17 protein-coding genes are annotated in these 16955 nt (G+C 70.9%); 7 read left to right on the top strand and 10 right to left on the bottom strand.

Translation table 11 applies throughout. From position 1 onward, the window contains the following. Nucleotides 1-72 precede the first annotated feature (72 nt). From EAT51_RS15865 to nfi, 4 genes are all read left to right on the top strand, one after another. Entirely contained in the window at nt 73-1860 is a 1788-nt protein-coding gene (locus EAT51_RS15865) for an ABC transporter transmembrane domain-containing protein (protein WP_130520141.1), read from the top strand. A gap of 99 nt (nt 1861-1959) precedes the next feature. Then, nucleotides 1960-2151 (top strand): DUF3606 domain-containing protein, encoded by a 192-nt coding sequence (locus tag EAT51_RS15860; RefSeq protein ID WP_130520139.1) that lies wholly within the window; start codon nt 1960-1962, stop codon nt 2149-2151. 61 nt (nt 2152-2212) lie between these two features. Continuing rightward, nucleotides 2213-2725, top strand: a complete 513-nt coding sequence (locus EAT51_RS15855) for a histidine phosphatase family protein (RefSeq protein ID WP_130520137.1) — start codon at nt 2213-2215, stop codon at nt 2723-2725. Continuing rightward, a complete protein-coding gene (gene nfi, locus EAT51_RS15850) occupies nt 2722-3426 on the top strand; it encodes a deoxyribonuclease V (RefSeq protein ID WP_130520135.1) in 705 nt (234 codons plus the stop codon). Before EAT51_RS15855 ends, nfi begins: the two co-directional genes overlap by 4 nt. A 266-nt stretch (nt 3427-3692) precedes the next feature. Here nfi and EAT51_RS15845 read toward each other — a convergent pair whose 3' ends face one another. Then, nucleotides 3693-5969, bottom strand: coding sequence for a CocE/NonD family hydrolase (locus tag EAT51_RS15845; RefSeq protein WP_130520133.1), 2277 nt, complete (start codon nt 5967-5969; stop codon nt 3693-3695). A 150-nt stretch (nt 5970-6119) separates the two neighbouring features. Then, a complete protein-coding gene (locus EAT51_RS15840) occupies nt 6120-7022 on the bottom strand; it encodes a LytR/AlgR family response regulator transcription factor (RefSeq protein ID WP_205965177.1) in 903 nt (300 codons plus the stop codon). A gap of 198 nt (nt 7023-7220) precedes the next feature. Here EAT51_RS15840 and EAT51_RS15835 point away from each other — a divergent pair, with 198 nt between their 5' ends. Further along, nucleotides 7221-8084, top strand: a complete 864-nt coding sequence (locus EAT51_RS15835) for a pirin family protein (protein WP_130520131.1) — start codon at nt 7221-7223, stop codon at nt 8082-8084. 251 nt (nt 8085-8335) lie between these two features. After that, the gene (locus EAT51_RS15830; protein ID WP_130520129.1) at nt 8336-8794 is read left to right on the top strand and encodes a hypothetical protein; all 459 of its coding nucleotides are present in this window, start codon (nt 8336-8338) and stop codon (nt 8792-8794) included. Nucleotides 8795-8882: 88 nt separating this feature from the next. Here EAT51_RS15830 and EAT51_RS15825 read toward each other — a convergent pair whose 3' ends face one another. The 7 genes from EAT51_RS15825 to rlmD all read right to left on the bottom strand — a co-directional run bounded on the left by EAT51_RS15825 (nt 8883) and on the right by rlmD (nt 15239). Then, the gene (locus tag EAT51_RS15825; RefSeq protein WP_130561811.1) at nt 8883-9737 is read right to left on the bottom strand and encodes a pirin family protein; all 855 of its coding nucleotides are present in this window, start codon (nt 9735-9737) and stop codon (nt 8883-8885) included. Nucleotides 9738-10457: 720 nt separating this feature from the next. Beyond that, nucleotides 10458-10664, bottom strand: a complete 207-nt coding sequence (locus tag EAT51_RS15820; protein ID WP_130520125.1) for a cold-shock protein — start codon at nt 10662-10664, stop codon at nt 10458-10460. A 91-nt stretch (nt 10665-10755) separates the two neighbouring features. Next, nucleotides 10756-11502: an S-methyl-5'-thioinosine phosphorylase gene (locus EAT51_RS15815; RefSeq protein ID WP_130520123.1), complete on the bottom strand. Its 747-nt coding sequence runs from the start codon at nt 11500-11502 to the stop codon at nt 10756-10758. After that, nucleotides 11499-12065 carry a hypoxanthine-guanine phosphoribosyltransferase gene (locus EAT51_RS15810; protein ID WP_130520121.1) on the bottom strand — a complete coding sequence of 189 codons (567 nt, stop codon included), beginning with the start codon at nt 12063-12065 and terminating at the stop codon, nt 11499-11501. Before EAT51_RS15810 ends, EAT51_RS15815 begins: the two co-directional genes overlap by 4 nt. After that, nucleotides 12065-13066: a beta-N-acetylhexosaminidase gene (gene nagZ, locus EAT51_RS15805; protein ID WP_130520120.1), complete on the bottom strand. Its 1002-nt coding sequence runs from the start codon at nt 13064-13066 to the stop codon at nt 12065-12067. Before nagZ ends, EAT51_RS15810 begins: the two co-directional genes overlap by 1 nt. Nucleotides 13067-13169: 103 nt before the next feature. Next, complete coding sequence (locus tag EAT51_RS15800) at nt 13170-13697, bottom strand: CYTH domain-containing protein (RefSeq protein ID WP_130520118.1); 528 nt, start codon at nt 13695-13697, stop codon at nt 13170-13172. Between the two features lie 201 nt (nt 13698-13898). Then, the gene (gene rlmD, locus EAT51_RS15795) at nt 13899-15239 is read right to left on the bottom strand and encodes a 23S rRNA (uracil(1939)-C(5))-methyltransferase RlmD (protein ID WP_130520116.1); all 1341 of its coding nucleotides are present in this window, start codon (nt 15237-15239) and stop codon (nt 13899-13901) included. A 92-nt stretch (nt 15240-15331) separates the two neighbouring features. Between rlmD and EAT51_RS15790 the strand changes: the two genes are divergently transcribed. After that, a complete protein-coding gene (locus EAT51_RS15790; RefSeq protein WP_130520114.1) occupies nt 15332-16033 on the top strand; it encodes a response regulator in 702 nt (233 codons plus the stop codon). A 156-nt stretch (nt 16034-16189) separates the two neighbouring features. On the opposite strand, the gene recO is transcribed toward EAT51_RS15790, so the two are convergent. Beyond that, complete coding sequence (gene recO, locus EAT51_RS15785) at nt 16190-16939, bottom strand: DNA repair protein RecO (protein ID WP_130520113.1); 750 nt, start codon at nt 16937-16939, stop codon at nt 16190-16192. Between the last annotated feature and the right edge of the window lie 16 nt (nt 16940-16955).

Here is a 16955-nt window from a genome sequence, read left to right as displayed (position 1 = left end):
CTGCGCCGACCGCCGGCACGCGTTGGCCGGATCGCCGCCGGCGCCTCCCCTCTCGACTGGTTGTCCGCACCGATGAATTCCCAAGCCCAGACGCTTCCCGCCACCGGCGCGCCCGATGCGCGTCCCAAGGCCCGGCTGGGCAGCCTGCGCGCGCTGTGGCCGTTCGTGCGCGCCCACATGGGGCTGTTCGTGAGCTGGCTGTTGGCCCTGGCGGTGGCCTCGGCGGCGACCCTGAGCCTGCCGTACGCCTTCAAGCAGATGATCGACCAGGGCTTTTCCAGCGGGGCGAACATCGACCGCGCCTTCCTGGGCCTGTTCGGCGTGGCGGTGGTGCTGGCGCTGGCCAGCGCCGCGCGCTTCTACTTCGTCTCGCTGCTGGGCGAACGCGTGGTGGCCGACCTGCGCCGCCAGCTCTATGCGCACCTGCTGGGCCTGGACGCGCAGTTCCACGACCGCACCCGCAGCGGCGAACTGGTCTCGCGCCTGTCGGCCGACTCGGAACTGCTGCGCAGCGTGGTCGGCAGCGCGATGTCGGTGGCGGTGCGCAGCTCGGTCACGGTGATCGGCTCGGTGGTGATGATGTTCATCGCCAGCCCGCACCTGGCCGCGTTCGCGCTGGTCGGCATCCCGGCGGCGGTGGTCCCCATCGTGCTGGGCGCGCGCAGGCTGGGCCGCATCGCGCGCGCCAGCCAGGACCGCGTGGCCGACGCCAACACCCTGGCCAGCGAGTCGCTGGGCGCGGTGCGCACGGTGCAGGCGCATGCGCGCGAGCCCTACGAGCAGGCGCGCTTCGAGGCGGCGGTGCAGGTCTCGGTGCAGACCGCGCGCAAGCGCATCCGCGCCCAGTCGCTGGTGACCGCCGGGGCGATCACGCTGGTGTTCGGCGCGATCACGCTGGTGCTGTGGTCCGGCGCGCACGACGTGATCGCCGGGCGCATGAGCGCCGGCACGCTGGCGCAGTTCGTGCTGTATGCGCTGATCGGCGGCGGCTCGGTCGGTTCGCTGGCCGAGGTGTGGAACGAGCTGCAGCGCGCGGCCGGCGGCATGGGCCGCATCGGCGAACTGCTGGACGAATCGGCGCACGTGCGTCCTCCGGCCCAGCCGCTGCCGCTGCCGCGCCCGCTGCGCGGGCAGGTGCAGTTCGACCACGTCTCGTTCCGCTATCCCACCCGGCCGGACGCGCCGGCGCTGGACGACTTCACCCTGGACATCGCCCCGGGCGAGACGGTGGCGCTGGTCGGCCCGTCCGGCGCGGGCAAGAGCACGGTGCTGTCGATGCTGCTGCGCTTCCACGACGTGGACGCCGGCGCGATCCGCATCGACGGGCTGGACCTGCGCCAGCTGGACACCGCCGCGCTGCGCGAGCAGATTGCGCTGGTGCCGCAGGCGCCGACGATCTTCGCCGCCAGCGCCGCCGAGAACATCCGCTACGGCCGGCTCGAGGCCACCGACGAGCAGCTGCACGCCGCCGCGGTGGCGGCCGAGGCCGACGGCTTCCTGCGCGAACTGCCCGAGGGCTACGACAGCCAGCTGGGCGAACGCGGCGCGCGCCTGTCCGGCGGCCAGCAGCAGCGCATCGCCATCGCCCGCGCGCTGCTGAAGGACGCGCCGATCCTGCTGCTGGACGAGGCCACCAGCGCGCTGGACGCGCAGAGCGAGCGCGCCGTGCAGAGTGCACTGGAGCGGCTGATGGCCGGGCGCACCACGCTGGTCATCGCCCATCGCCTGGCGACCGTGCTCAAGGCCGACCGCATCGTGGTGATGGACCGCGGCCGCATCATCGCCCAGGGCACGCACGAGTCGCTGATGGCCCAGGGCGGGCTATACGCCGAACTGGCGCGGCTGCAGTTCATCGACTGAGGCCGCTGGCGGCGGTGTGCAGATGACGCCGGCGCGGCTCACGCGCCTTTACGGTGCACGTTCCCAGGCTGGTCGCCTGTCTTCCCTCGCGAGATCGCCATGAGTTCCGCCGACAATCCCCGCATCCCGAAGGATATCGCCAAGGTCGAGCTGACCGAGGAATGGGAGCTGGCCTACTGGACCCGGCACTTCAACGTCAACGAGCAGGACCTGCGCGCCGCCGTGCAGGAAGCCGGCACTGCCACCGACCAGGTCAAGCGCCACCTCGAATCGCGCCCGCAGCAGTCCTGATCCGCCGCCGGTGCGCCACGCTCCCACACTCAGGCTTCGCCACGCGCTCGCCGGCTGTCTGATGCTGCTGCTCGTCGGCTGTAGCACCACGCCTTCGATGCGCCCGACGGCTTCCAGCGCGGCGGGCGCGACTTTTCTGCTGGTGCCCAACGCCGACACCGTGGCGGGCAACGACGAAGACCCGCCCCTGTCGCCCGCAGGGCTGGCCCGCGCCCAGCGGCTGGCGCAGGCGCTGGCCGACGCGCCGCTGGCGGCGATCTACACCGACGAGTTCCAGCGCACGCAGCAGACCGCCGCGCCGGTGGCCGCACAGCATCCGCGGGCGCAGCGCCTGCGCTACTTCTCGCGCGGACCGGCCGACGACAGCGCACGCCAGTGGCGGGCGGCGCATCCGCACGACACGGTGCTGGTGGTGGGCCAGCCCAGCACGCTGGCGCCGCTGGCCGATGCGCTGTGCGGGTGCACCGTGCGCCCGCTGCGCGACGGCGAGACCGATCGACTGCTGCGCATCCACCTCTCCGCGCGCGCCGCGGCCCAGGTGCAGGACATGCGCTACGGCGGACCTTCCCCATGACGAGTCATGTCTTCGCCGGCTGGGACGGCAGCATCGCCGGCGCGCGCGCCCTGCAGGAGCGGCTGGCGGCGCGCGTGGTGCTGGAGGACCGCGTGCCCACGGCGCCTCGCACCATCGCCGGCTTCGACGTCGGCTTCGAGGACGAAGGCCACACCACGCGCGCGGCCGCCGTGCTGCTGGATGGCACGAGCCTGCAGCTGATCGCCAGCACGGTCCAGCGCGTGCCGACCTCGATGCCTTACGTCCCCGGCCTGCTGAGCTTCCGCGAGCTGCCCGCGCTGGTGCAGGCGCTGGAGTTCCTGCCGCAGGTACCGGACCTGGTCGTGGTCGATGGCCAGGGCATCGCCCATCCGCGCCGGCTGGGCATCGCCGCGCATTTCGGCGTGGTCACCGGCCTGCCCACGCTCGGCGTGGCCAAGCAGGTGCTGTGCGGACGCTTCGAAGCGCCCGGCCCGCAGCCCGGCGAGCACACGCCACTGATCCATCGCGGCGAACAGATCGGCTGGGCCCTGCGCAGCAAGCTGCGCTGCAATCCGCTGATCATCTCGCCCGGCTTCGGCATGACGATGGACGGCGCGCTCGCCTGGACCCGCGCCCTGCTGCGCGGCTACCGCCTGCCCGAACCCACGCGCCTGGCCGACCGCCTCGCCTCGCGCCGCGGCCCCATGCCCGGCGACACCCCGCAGCTGCCGCTGGCCTAGCCGCGGCCTCGCACTCCGCGGTTGCCCCTCCCCTTTCGCGCAGCGAAGGGGGAGGCTGGGAGGGGGTGCTTTTGCTGTTGCCTTCCCTGCGAAAAGCACCCCTCCCCATCCCTCCCCTTGGCCTGCGGCCAAAGGGAGGGGGCAAAAGCGCGCAGCGCCTCGGGAGACAAGCCGCAAGCCACGCCCTCCCCGCTTCGCGCAGCGAAAAGGGCAACGCGGATCGAGGACCTCGCACGGCGGTCGCAGCGATCCAGCGCAGGCTATCGTCAATCGCGCATCCCATCGGAAGCGACCGATGCAGGCCCTGTGGCCGAGCCGGGCGCGAGATCCGCAGGCTTCTCGCGCACGCCGAGCTCGAAATAGCTCTGCGGCATCAGCCGTATCCGCAGCGGGCGGCCCGCGTCCGCAATGGATTCATCGCTCACCGCGCCGCCGGTGCCGTAGTTGATCTGGACATAGGGGCGCTTGGGCACGCCCACCACCGCCACGATGCGGCTTCCTGGCGCCAGCAGGCGCGCGGTCAGCGTCTGGCTCTGGAAGGACAGCACCTGCGTGCGCCCCGGCCGCAGCAGGTGTCTGCGCGTTCGATCCTGCATATAGCTGGCACGACCCAGATAGGACGCCAGATCCAGGTAGCGACCCTCGGGCGTCTGTTCGTAGAAGTCGACCTGCAGGTCGAAGTCTTCCTTGTTGGTCACCAACTGCAGTGTTGCCTGGAACAGGCCGTCGATTTCCAGAGGCTCTCGCAATCTTTCGGTCCGGAAGACCAGCGCATTTCGCGTATCGGGCACTCCGCGCGGAAGGCTCAGATCCGCATCGCGACGATCCTTGAAGTCGACGGACAGCGTCGGCGCGACTTGTCCGACCGGCAAGGCGCTGAACAGCAGACCGTCCGCATCCCGCGTCCCGGACAGGTAGAGACGTCGACGTTCGGTCGCCATCGCTCCCAGGGTCGCGACGTGTCGCCAGGTGTTCGCACCCATGACCTGGAAATTGATCCGATCACGCAGGAGGTCCGGCAGCGGCGCGCCGCGGAAGACATGATCGAACCAGTCCAGCCGCACCTCCTGCAGATCGATCAGGGCCGCCTGGTCGACCTGCTCGCCATTGATGCTGGCGAGCACGCCGGTCTGCATCGCGATGTGGTGGTAGGGACCGACGAGCAGGCGATGATCGGCGTCGGGCCTGTACCGGTAATGCTGCTCCAGGTAGTAGAGGGCGCCGACCATGCCCCCGTCGTAATACCCGGTCTGCACCAGCACCGGGATGTCGATCGCGGCGAACTCACGACCATAGGGAATGAGCTGCTGCCAGTACCGATCGTAGTCGGGATGGTCCAGCCAGGCATCGAAGACGGGGTTGGGCGTGCCATCGATCCTGTCCAGGTCGCGGTACGGTGCCCCGCTCCGATACCACTGCCGCTGCAGCCGCTCCCAGCGGTCCCGGTCTCCGTAGGTCTGGTCGTCCAGCCACTTGCCCGTGGCGGTGTAGAGCGGCCATGGATAGATGAAGCTCTGGAAGACGCCGCCCTGCATCGGCGTATCGATACCGGGCGCATTGGTCGCATGGGTCGCCAGCGCCTTCAACGCCGGTGGACGATGCTTGGCCGCGGCCCACTGCGTGAATCCGTTGTAGCTGCCGCTGAACATGCCCACCCGGCCATCGCTCCAGGCCTGCTTGGAAAGCCAATCGATGACCGTGTCCGCATCGCGGCCATCTTGGACGTAGGGCACCACCGGGCCCGGGCTGCTGCCCCGCCCCTTGCCCCGCGTGAAGGCGACCACCCCCATATAGCCCCGTCCGGCCATCTGCACCGCATCGTCCAGCGCCCAGTCGTCCCGCGCGTAGATCGTGAAGTTCAGCAGTGCGGTCAACCGCGCACCCTCCAGGTGACGCTGGCGCACCAGCAGCGCGTCGATCCGGGCGCCATCGGGAGTCGGAATCAGGACCCGCTGCATCGAGAAGCGCCGCTCCAGCTCGGCCTTCAGCAAGGTCTCAGACGCAGGCATGAGAAAGCGCCAGGCCGCCGTGGCTGCGCGCGCCGCGATCAGGGCCTCCGGGGCGGCGCACCTCGCTGTCGCCGGATCCGGGCAGGCGCGCGCCTGCTTGGCCTCTTCGGCCTGGAGCGCGTCGAGGTCGACCTGGAACGCAGGAAGAATCCGCGCGATGCGGTCGTCCGGCAAACTGGCGACGAGCTCGTTGAACGCCTGCGCCAATGCCTCGCCGGGCGCCTGACCGTGGGCTTCGTGGCCTTTGGCCCTGGCAAAGAGCTGCCAGGGCACCAAGGCCGGCACGCGCCGCGGCTCGACCGACCGGTACAGGTCGCTCAGCTTCTCCAGCGTCGCCTCTGCCGCACCGTAGCGCCCAGCGGACAACTGCAGCCGGTAAAGCGTCACCAGATCGTCGGGTTGACTGGCGCCTTCGTAACGAGGGATCAGTGCCGCCGCCGCGTCCGTCGCGGCCTGCCCGGGCGGTGCCGCCCAGCCGATGCAACACGCCAACAAGCCTGCGAAGGCCACCCAACGCAAACGGGACAGGATCATGCGGGACCGCTCCTTTCGGACCGGGCCGGGGGCGACGCCTCCCGCTCACCCGATCGTGTTGTGGGCGGCGATCGTCCTGAACCCGCAGGACGCCGTGTCAGAAATTCGGCGAGTGGACACTTCCGGACGGCGAACGGGACCTCGCCGCGGTCAGGGCACCCGGCTCCGCAGCAGGCTCGCGCCTTCCCGGCTGGTCGAGATCGTCTGCCCCGTCTCCAGATGCAGCAGCAACCGCCCGCCGCCCGCCGACTCCAGCCGGGCGATGCGGTCGGTGTTGACGATCCAGGAGCGATGGACGCGGACGTACTTAGCCGGGTCCAGGGAACCGGCGAACTCGGCCAAGGTGACCCGAACCAGATGCTTGCCGGTCAGGGTCGTCACCTCCGCGTAGTCGCCTGCGCCGCCGATGCAGACGACCGATCCGATGTCGAGCGGGCGAAGCTCGTCGCCGATCCTGACGAAGTAGCGGGACAGCGCCGCATCCACCCGAGCTTCGGGTTCCGGCGGCGTGAGGGAGGGCGCCGGTTCCGGCACAGGGTCCAGGGCAGGCGCGCTGTCGAACTCTTGCGCCGTCTCGGCCGCCTGGACCGCGAGGTCGCCGGCCGGTGCCCCTGCGGTCTGGCCAGCACCGGCTGGAGCCGCCACTCGCATCTGCACGGAGAGATAGGAAGCCGCGGCGATCAGCGCGTAGGTCGTGAAGTTCTGAAGCGACTGCCAGGCCGCCCCGCCGCCCTTGAAAGGCCGCACCACGAAACCATCGGGCGCGGCGCCGAAGAAGAAGCCGAGCAGCACGATCAGCAACCAGTACGAGAACAGCATGAACATCGCGCACAGCACGGCATGGGCCAGCAGCTGGACCGTGGCGGGTTTGCCGATCAGGTATCGGACGACGATGCGCCTGACGGCCAGGCCGAAGATGACCACCGGCAGGGTGTTGGCCAGGCCTCCCAGCAGGGATCCGGCCAGATCCAGGCCGAGCGCGAACCGGAGCGTGACCGTATAGGCGACGAAGACCGCCAGGACCGCGCAAAGATCAAAGTTCCGCTGCTTCATCACTCGTTCCGCGCGACAGGCGAGCCCATGCGCCCGGCTTTCTCCCGTGCATCTTAGCGATGGGCCCGGCGGCCGGATGCCGTTCGCCGCGTGACGGACTTGCTACCCGACCTGCAACAATCCGTTGTGCGCGATCGTCAGGCCGAGCTCCCGGCCGGCATGCGATCCTGCCGGCCTTTCGAACCGGAGCAGACGCCAATGACCGCCACCGTCATCGAACCGCGCGTGCACGACCTGGGCGGTTTCCAGGTCCGCCGCGCCGTGCCCACCCTGCAGGCGCGCAGCGTGGGACCGTTCGTGTTCGTCGATCACATGGGGCCGGCCGAGTTCGACGCCGGGCACGGCATCGACGTACGCCCGCATCCGCATATCGGTCTGGCCACGGTCACCTTCCTGTGGGAAGGCGCCATCGGTCACCGCGACACGCTCGGCTCGGACACGGTCATCCGGCCCGGGGACGTGAACTGGATGACCGCCGGCCGCGGCATCACCCATTCCGAGCGCAGCCCGCAGGCCGAGCGCGTGGACCACGCGCCGCTGCACGGCATGCAGACCTGGGTGGCGCTGCCGAAGTCCGATGAGGAAGTCGCGCCGGAGTTCTACCACCATGCCGCCGCCACCCTGCCGCACTGGGACCAGCATGGCGCGCGCCTGCGCGTGATCGCCGGCCGCGCCTGGGGCCGCGAATCGCCGGTGCGCGTGTACTCGGACACCTTCAACGTCGCCCTGGATCTGGCGCCGGAGGCCGAGCTGGCCATCGACGACAGCGCGGTCGAACGCGCGCTCTACATCCTGGACGGTCAGGCCCAGCTGGACGGAAGCGATGTGCCGATGCGCCACCTGATCGTGCTCGAGCGCGGCACCCGCCCGGTGCTGCGCGCCAAGACGCCGCTGAAGGCCATGCTGGTGGGCGGCGAGCCGCTCGATGGCCCGCGCCATCTGTGGTGGAACTTCGTGTCCAGCTCCAAGGAGCGCATCGAGCAGGCCAAGCAGGACTGGCTGGAGGGCCGCTTCGGCCGCATCGCCGGCGATCCGGAGTTCATCCCCCTGCCGGAACGTTGACGCGGCGCACGTTCGGCAGCGCCGAAGCCTTCCGCCGGACCAACACGCGGGGCCGGGTTTGGCTTATGTTGCAGTGCGATGCCGGCGCGCCCGGCATCGCCCACACGACGCGTCGACCGGCGGCCCGCACCAGCGTGCGGGCGCGCAGGGGAGCTCCCAGGGTGCGCAGCACGGCCCGGGCGAGGCGTTCGTCTTCCATCCACCGCGCATCGCCCCTGGCGTGATGCGCCTTGCGCATTGGGGATCGTTCGATGAAAGCCTGCCTTGCCTCCGCCGCCGGCCTGCTGCTGTCGCTGGCCGCCGCCGGCGCGTCCGCCCAGTCCACGGCCGGTTGCCCGCAGTTGCCGGCCGGCACCGGGCTGCACTGGGAACGCAGCGGCACCGCCGCGCTGGTGATCTGCAAGGCCCTCGACGCCGCCGGCCAGCAGGCCTTCGGCGTGATGCTGGCAGCCAAGGAGCCGGACAAGCCGGCCGGCGCGCGCGAGGAGAAGACCGAGATCGACGGCCGCAAGGCGCGCTGGTACCACACCCGGATCGCCAATCGCCCCGACGCGCGCAGCCGCATGGCCGTGATCGAGCTGGGCGATGAGCGCTGGGCGCAGGTCTGGATCGATGCCCCCAGCGAGGCCGCGCTGCAGGCGGCGATGGCCACCGTGGGCACCCTGCGCTTCGACCCTGCCTCGATGGCCGACGCCAACACCCGCCGCTGAGCCATCGTCCCGACGACGAAAAGGCCGCCTCGAGGGCGGCCTTTTCGTTTTGCGGCGGCAGCGCACGCGGCTTTCCGACCGGTTCGCGCTAGAAGCGGCCTTCCTGGAAATCGACGAAGGCCTGCATTAGCTCCTGGCGGGTGTTCATGACGAACGGGCCGTGGCGCACCACCGGCTCGCGCAGCGGCCGGCCGGCGACCAGGATCACGCTTGCGCCCTGCGCACCGGCCCGCAGGACCAGCGACTCTCCGCCGCCGAGCACCGCCAGCGTGCGGCTGGGCAGTTCGCGCGCGCCCTCGCCCTCGCCCACCGTGATCTCGCCTTCGTAGGCATAGGCGAAGGCGTTGTGGCCTGCGGGCAGGGTGTAGGTCCAGCGCGCGCCGGGCGCCAGCGCGATGTCCAGGTAGAGCGGGTCGGTCGCCGGCTGCACGATCGGGCCGGTCACCTCGCCGACCGCACCGGCGATCACCTTGACCTCCACGCCCTCGGCCGGCGTGGCCACCGGGATGCGCTCGGGGGCGAATTCCTGGTACCTGGGCGCGGTCATCTTGTCCTTGGCCGGCAGGTTGACCCACAGCTGGAAGCCGCGCATGCGGCCGGATTCCTGCTCGGGCATCTCCGAATGCACCAGGCCGCGCCCGGCGGTCATCCACTGCACGCTGCCCGGGGTGAGCAGGCCTTCGTTGCCATGGTTGTCGCGGTGGCGCATGCGCCCGTCGAGCATGTAGGTCACCGTCTCGAAGCCGCGGTGCGGGTGCTCGGGGAAGCCGGCCAGGTAGTCCTCGGCCTTGTCGGTGCCGAACTCGTCCAGCATCAGGAACGGATCCAGATCCGGCAGCTCGGGCGTGCCGATCACGCGGGTCAGCTTGACCCCGGCGCCGTCGGAGGCGGGCATGCCGCGCACGGTACGGACGATGCGGGCCGCATGGGCGGTGTCGTTCATGGCGTTACTCCAGAAGGCTTGCGTCTGGCCAGATGATGGCGACGCCGCGCCGCCGACAGTACCGCCACGCCGCGCAACGATCCATTGCGGCTGGCGACGGCCGAAGGTTTCCGGCAACTAGATCTTCTCTCGATCGAGGAACCGCCAGTTCTGAGCGGTCCGGCTTCGGAGGGGCAGCGGTCCGGCGGGCGGTGGCCGCTTTTCCCTCGGTCAGGGCATCCTGCCCTGCCTTAAGGCGCTCGGCATCCTGCCTCGCTAGGCGCGGCCACCGCCCGCCGGCCCGCTGCCGCGCACGTCAGCTCACAGGACTTCGGTTTGCGGGGTCGTGCTAACCCCTCCGTTGCGCACAACGCGATCAGTGACGGGAAGTTATCGACTTGAGGCCCCCTCCCTTTCGCCATAGGCGAAGGGGAGGGATGGGGAGGGGTCGGGGGCTTTACCGGGCAAGCCACCGAAGCGAAGAGCAAAAGCACCCCACCCCCTCAGTCGCTAGTTCGCGACTTCGAGCTCCCCTTCGCCTTCGGCGAAAGGGAGGGGGCAAAGCGCGGCTCGGTCCGCCTTAGATGGCGGACCGAGCCGGGGATCCACGTCCGGCCGGGTCGAGGCTGGTTGGCGAAGTGGTCTTGCCGGCCACGCATTGGTATCAGCCAGACGCAGGAGAACGGCCATAAAAAACCCCGCCGGAGCGGGGTTCAAGAAAACGGTGCGAGATCGGCTTCTTCAGGTGGCCGGGGTGATGTTGGACGCCTGCGCGCCCTTGGGGCCCTGCGTCACCTCGTAGCTCACGCGCTGGCCTTCCTGCAGGGTGCGGAAGCCTTTGGCGTTGATCGCGGTGTGATGCGCGAAGACATCGGCGCTGCCATCTTCCGGCGCGATGAATCCGAAGCCCTTCGCATCGTTGAACCACTTGACGGTACCGTATGGCATAGCTCTTTGTATCCCCAGATTGGATCGGTGGTGTTGCGCTGCCAGGTAGCCGCGCAATTCCGAGTATGCAAAGACGCGGGGAGCTTGACAATCACCCGCGCGCCAGTTCGCCCACCAACTCGGCCATCCCAGCGGACGCCGCCTCCACATTGGCCAGCACCTCGGCCATGGTGATCTCCTCGCCGGTGCCGCAGCCGGCGGCCCAGTTGGCCACGATCGCCAGGCAGGCGTAGTCCAGGCCCAGCTCACGCGCCAGGCCGGCCTCGGGCATGCCGGTCATGCCGACCAGGTCGCAGCCGTCGCGCTTCATGCGCGCGATTTCCGCCTTGGTTTCCAGGCGCGGGCCCTGGGTGGCGCCGTAGCAGCCGCCGTCGACCACCTTCACCCCCGTCACCCGCGCCGCGGCCAGCACCTTGTGGCGCAGCATCGGCGTGTAGGGATCGCCGAAGTCCACGTGCAGCACCTCGCCGCCCTCCTCGCACAGCGTGGAGATGCGGCCCCAGGTGTAGTCGATGAGCTGGTCCGGGCAGGCCAGCACGCGCGGGCCGAAGCGCTCGGTGATGCCGCCGACCGTATTGAGCGCCAGCACGCGCGTGGCGCCGAGCTGCTTGAGCGCGGCCAGGTTGGCGCGGTAGTTGACCTTGTGCGGCGGCAGCGAATGACCCTCGCCATGCCGCGCCAGGAAGGCCACGCGCCGGCCCAGCACCGTGCCCACCCGCACCGGACCCGAGGGCGCGCCGTAGGGCGTGTCGACGTGGCGGGTTTCGACATCGTCCAGCGTGGCCAGCTTGTAGACGCCGGTGCCGCCGATGACGGCCAGGTCGATGTGCTGGCTCACACGTCCTCCTTCATCGCGTAGATGGCCGGCAGGTTGCGCAGGTGCTCGTGCACGTCCATGCCGAAGCCGAACACGTAGCGGTCCGGCACTTCCACGCCGACGTAGTCGGCCGAGACCTCGGCTACCGCGCGGTCGTGGCGCTTGACGGTGAGCGCGGCGATGCGCACGTCGGTGGCGCCCTGCTCCAGGCACCACTGGCGCACGGCCAGCAGGGTCAGGCCCTCGTCGAGGATGTCGTCGACCAGCAGCACGCGGCGGCCGTACAGCGCGGTGGCCGGGCGGTGCTTCCACACCAGCTCGCCGCCTTCGGTCTCGCCGCGGTAGCGGGTGGCGTGCAGGTAGTCGTACTGCAGGTCCAGGCCGCGCAGGCCCAGCTCCAGCGACAGCTGGCCGGCGAAGGGCAGGCCGCCATGCATGATGGTCAGGAACACCGGCACCTCGCCGGCGTAGTCGCGCGCGATGGCGTCGGCCATCGTGGTGATGGCGGCATCGATGGTCGGGCGATCCACCAGCAGGTCGGCGTTGGCCAGGGCCTGGCGGATGGTCGGAGCGGTGTTGGACATCAGGCGGTTCCCTTGGGCAATGACAGGCGCGCGAGCGCGGATTCGTGGCGCGTATCGGCCAGCAGGCCTTCCCACGCGCGCGGGCCGCGGCCGATCAGCCCGATCAGCGCGGCGGTGTTGAGTGAGCGGCCTTCGACGGCGCGCAGCGCCTCGTCGACGACCTCGGGATGGCAGGCCAGCACCACGTCGCAGCCGGCGTCCAGGTGCAGCGCCACGCGCCGGGCGACGCCGCCGGCAGCGTGCGCGGCGGCCATGGAAATGTCGTCGGAGAACACCACGCCGCGGAAGCCCAGCTCCTCGCGCAGCAGGCGCACCCAGCGCGGCGAATAGCCGGCCGGCTCCGGCGCCACCGCCGGGTAGACCACGTGCGCCATCATCACCGCATCGGCCCCGGCATCGATGCCGGCGGCGAAGGGCACCAGGTCCTGCGCCTGCAGTTCGTCCAGCGGGCGCGGATCGGTGGCGACATCGACGTGGGTGTCCTCCAGCACGGTGCCGTGGCCGGGGAAATGCTTGAGCGTGGCGGCCATGTCGGCCGCGTGCATGCCGGCCACGTAGGCGCGGGTGAGCGCGGCCACCACCTGCGGGTCGGCGGCGAAGGCGCGGTCGCCGATGGCGCGGTTGCCGCGGCCCAGGTCGACCACCGGGGCGAAGCTCAGGTCTACGCCGCTGGCGCGCACCTGGCTCGCCATCAGCCAGGCGTGCTCGCGCGCCGCTTCCAGCGCACCGGCCGGATCGGTCGCGTACTGCGCGCCGAAGCTGGCCAGCGGCGGCAGCGCGGCGTAGCCGTCGCGGAAGCGCTGCACGCGCCCGCCTTCCTGGTCCACGCAGACCAGCACCGGACGCGGTGCGGCCTCCCGGATCGACGCGCTCAGCGCCGCGACCTGTTCGCGCGAGGCGAAGTTGCGCGCGAACAGGATCACCCCGGCCACCGCATCGTGCTGCAGCCAGTCGCGTTCCCTGGGGGCCAGTTCGGTGCCGGCCAGGCCGATCACGAGCATTGGGTCGAAACTCCGTGAGCCGCGCTTGCGCGGGGGGTCAAGATTGTCGCAGAAGCACAAGTCGGCGGGCGGCATGGGCGCCGGACGCGGGAGGCGGCCCGGTTCAGCCCGCCGTGCCGGAGCTTTGGGGCGCGCGCTCGGCCTCGCTCCATTGCGCATACGGCCGGTCGGCCAGCGCCAGGTTGTAGTAGCGCGGCTGGTCGGTCACTTCCGCGCCGAGCCAGGCCGGGCGCTCGAACGGTTCATCGGCGTGGGCCAGCTCGATCTCGGCCACCACCAGCCCGGCGTTGTCGCCGGCGAACGCGTCGATCTCCCACAGGTGCGCGCCGACCTGCACCAGGTGCCGGGTCTTCTCCACGCGCCCGCCCACGCACAGCTGCAGCAGGGCCTGGGCGTCGGCGACCGGGATCGGGTACTCGAACTCCTGGCGCGTATGCCCCAGCTGGCGCGACTTGATGTTCAGCGCCGCCGCCTCGCCCTCCAGGCGCACCCGCACCGAGGCCAGCTGCGCGCCGCCGGACACCACCGACAGGTCGTTGAGATAGCCCTGCGCCATCGGGATGGCGCGATGCGCCGCCGCGCGCCACCCCTCGTTAGCCAGCAGGAACTTGCGTTCGATTTCGATGCCCATGGGTTGCCTGTGTGTGGGGGGGACAAGGAGGCGCGTCTGCTCTTGCCCCCTCCCTTTTGCGCGCAGCGCAAAGGGGAGGGTTGGGGTGGGGTTGCTTCTGCTCTTGCTCGTGCTTGCCCGCGAAGAGCGACCCCTCCCCCTCAATCGCTAGCCGCAATTTCGAGCTCCCCTTCGCTGCGCGAAAGGGAGGGAGCGGTGTCACTACCGCTCGAACAACGCGATCGACTCCACATGCGCGGTCTGCGGAAACATGTCCATCGCCCCCGCCGACACCAGCCTGAAGCCGAACTCGTTGACCAGATAGCCCGCATCGCGCGCCAGCGAGCCGGGATGGCAGCTGACGTAGACGATGCGCGAGAACTGTTGCAGCGGCAGCTGCCGCAGCACGTCGATCGCGCCCGAGCGCGGCGGATCCAGCAGCAGCTTGTCGAAGCCGGCGCGCATCCACGGCGCATCGCGCTGGTCGCTGGTCAGGTCGGCGGCGAAGAACTGCGCATTGGACAGCCCGTTGCGCCGCGCGTTCTCCTGCGCGCGCGCCACCAACCCGGCCTCGCCCTCCACGCCGACCACCTCGCCCACCAGCCGCGCCAGCGGCAGGGTGAAGTTGCCCAGGCCGCAGAACAGGTCCAGCACGCGCTCGCCCGGCTGCGGATCCAGCAGCGCGAAGGCATGCGCGATCATCTTCTCGTTGAGCTTGCCGTTGACCTGGATGAAGTCCAGCGGCCGGAACGCCAGCTCGATGTCCCACGGCGCCAGCCGGAAGGACAGCGGCACCTGCGCCGGCCACAGCGGATGCACGGTGTGGTTGCCGCCCGGCTGCAGGAGGATGGCGAAGTCCTGCTCCTGGGCGAAGGCGGTCAGGATGTCCAGATCGTCCTGCACCAGCGGCGCCAGGTGGCGCACCACCAGCGCGATGGCCGCGTCGCCGGCGATGAACTCGATCTGCGGGATGTCCGCGCGCCCGGCCAGGCGGTCGATGCACTGCGCCAGCGCCTCGATGCGGAAACCGATCTGCGGGATCAGCGTATGGCATTGCCGCAGGTCGGCGACGAAGCGCGGATCCTGCTCGCGGAAACCCACCAGGGTCTTGTCCTTCTTCTCCACGCGCCGCACCGAGAAGCGGCCCTTGCGCCGGTAGCCCCAGCTGCCTTCGTGCAGCACCGGCAGCATGCTGGCCGGCGCGACGTGGCCGATGCGCGCCAGATTCTCCAGCAGCGTGTGCTGCTTGTAGGCGATCTGCTTGGTCTCTTCCAGATGCTGCAGCACGCAGCCGCCGCAGGTGCCGAAGTGCGGGCAGCGCGGCGTGACGCGGTCGGGCGAGGCGTCGAGCACTTCCAGCGTGCGCGCCTCGTCGAAGTGCTTGCTGCGCGCGGTCTGCTCCACCCGCACCCGCTCGCCCGGCAGCGCGCCGGTGACGAACACGGCCTTGCCCGATTCGCCGGGTACGGTGGGGGGACGGCGGGCCACGCCGCGGCCGTCGTGGCTCAGGTCGTGGATCTCAAGGTCGAACGGGGTCTTGTCGATGCGCGGGGAACGGGCCACGTGGCGATGAGCTGCGTGCGGGGAATCGCGTATTGTCGCAGAAGCGCCGGGGCCGACGCCCGGCGCGGCCCGCCGCCGCGAAAGGAGCCCGCATGGCCGCCACGCCCCACATCCTGCTGGTCGAGGACGACCCAACCACCAGCGAGTTCATGCGCGCTGCGCTCGAAACGCTGCCGGCCACCGTGGCCGTCGCCCGCAGCCAGTCCGAGGCGCTCGCGACCGAGGGCCGCTTCGACCTGTGCCTGGTCGATGCCAACCTGCCCGACGGCCGCGGCGATGCCCTGCTGGCCCGCCTGCGCGCGCGCCAGCCGGCGCTGCCGGCGCTGGCGCATACCGCCGACCCCTCGCCCAGCCTGCACGCCGCGCTGTGCGCCTCCGGCTTTGCCGCGGTGGTGGTCAAGCCGGTCGGCGCGGCCTCGCTGCGCCAGGCCGCGCGCGATGCGCTGCAGGCGCGCACCCCGCCGGAGACCGCGGCCATCCGCACCTGCAGCGACGAGGTGCCGGTGTGGGACGACGCGGCGGCGCTGTCGGCGCTGGGCGGCAACCACGACCATCTGCAGACGCTGCGCGGGCTGTTCCTGCAGGAGCTCGACACCCAGGCCGCCGCCATCGAGGCCGCCTTGGCCGCCGACGACCTGCCTGGCGCCCACCAGCAGCTGCATCGCCTGCGCGCCAGCAGCGGCTTCGTCGGCGCCGCCCGTCTGCACGCCGCCGCCAAGACCCTGGACGCCAGCCTGCCTGACCGCGCCGCCCAGGCCGAATTCCACGCCGCCTGGCAACAGACGCGCGCCTGAGCCACCGCCTGTCGGTAGAGCGGAGCTTGTGGCAATCCCCTCTTGGGGACTCCGCTGCTCTTCGTTCGGTTCCTCGGGAAGCCTCCAGCGGAGCAAGCTCCGCTCTACAGGGAGGCGGCGATCTGATCGGAAGAGGCAGGCGCTCCCACCAGTGTTTCAGGTGGCATCTTCGCTGGTGGCCGAGGGTGTCGACGGGCGCGGCAGCGCGGCCAGCATGTCCCAGGACTTCAGGCCGCGGGCGCCCAGGTGGTGGGCCAGCAGCTGGCGCATCGCCCGGCGCAGGTCGGCCAGGTCGGCCGCCTCGGGCTGGGCGTCGGAGGCCAGCGCCAGCAGCGCGCGGCCGCTGGGCGCCGAGGCGCGCTCGCCGCTGCGCTCGCTCAGCAGCCGGCGCGGGCCGTGCTCGGGGTCCAGGCGGTAGCGCGCGGCCGGGTCGACCGGCGCGCCGTCGCCATCGTGATCGAGCACCAGGCCGAAACCGATCGCCTCGAGCAGGTCGCGCTCGAAGCGGCGCAACGACCACGCCAGCGGCTCGTCGTGGGCCAGGCGCGCGCGCACCCGGGCATAGGCCAGATACAGGTCCGGCAGCGGGTCTTGGCGCGGGGCCAGGCGCAGCACCAGCTCATTGATGTAGAACGCGGCGAGCATCGCATCGCCCTGCAGGCGCGGCGCGGCGTCCAGCGCCTCGGCGCCGGTCAGCCGCCCCAGTTCACCGCGCAGCTGCGCTTCGAGCCGTATGTGCTGCAGCGGCTGCAGCGCCGCGCGCAGCACCTGCTTCTTCGGCCCCTGCACGCTGCGCGCGACCACGCCCAGCCGGCCATGGCCGGCGCTCAGCACCTCGACCAGCAGACTGGTCTCGCGCCAGGGCCGGGTGTGGAGAACGAAGACCGGCTCGGCGATCAGCTCCATGGAGGCAGACGTGCGC

The sequence above is a fragment of the Pseudoxanthomonas winnipegensis genome, from assembly GCF_004283755.1.
Classification (GTDB): domain Bacteria; phylum Pseudomonadota; class Gammaproteobacteria; order Xanthomonadales; family Xanthomonadaceae; genus Pseudoxanthomonas_A; species Pseudoxanthomonas_A winnipegensis.
Note: the sequence above shows the minus strand (reverse complement) of the source record. Positions and strands in the feature narration are given on the sequence as shown.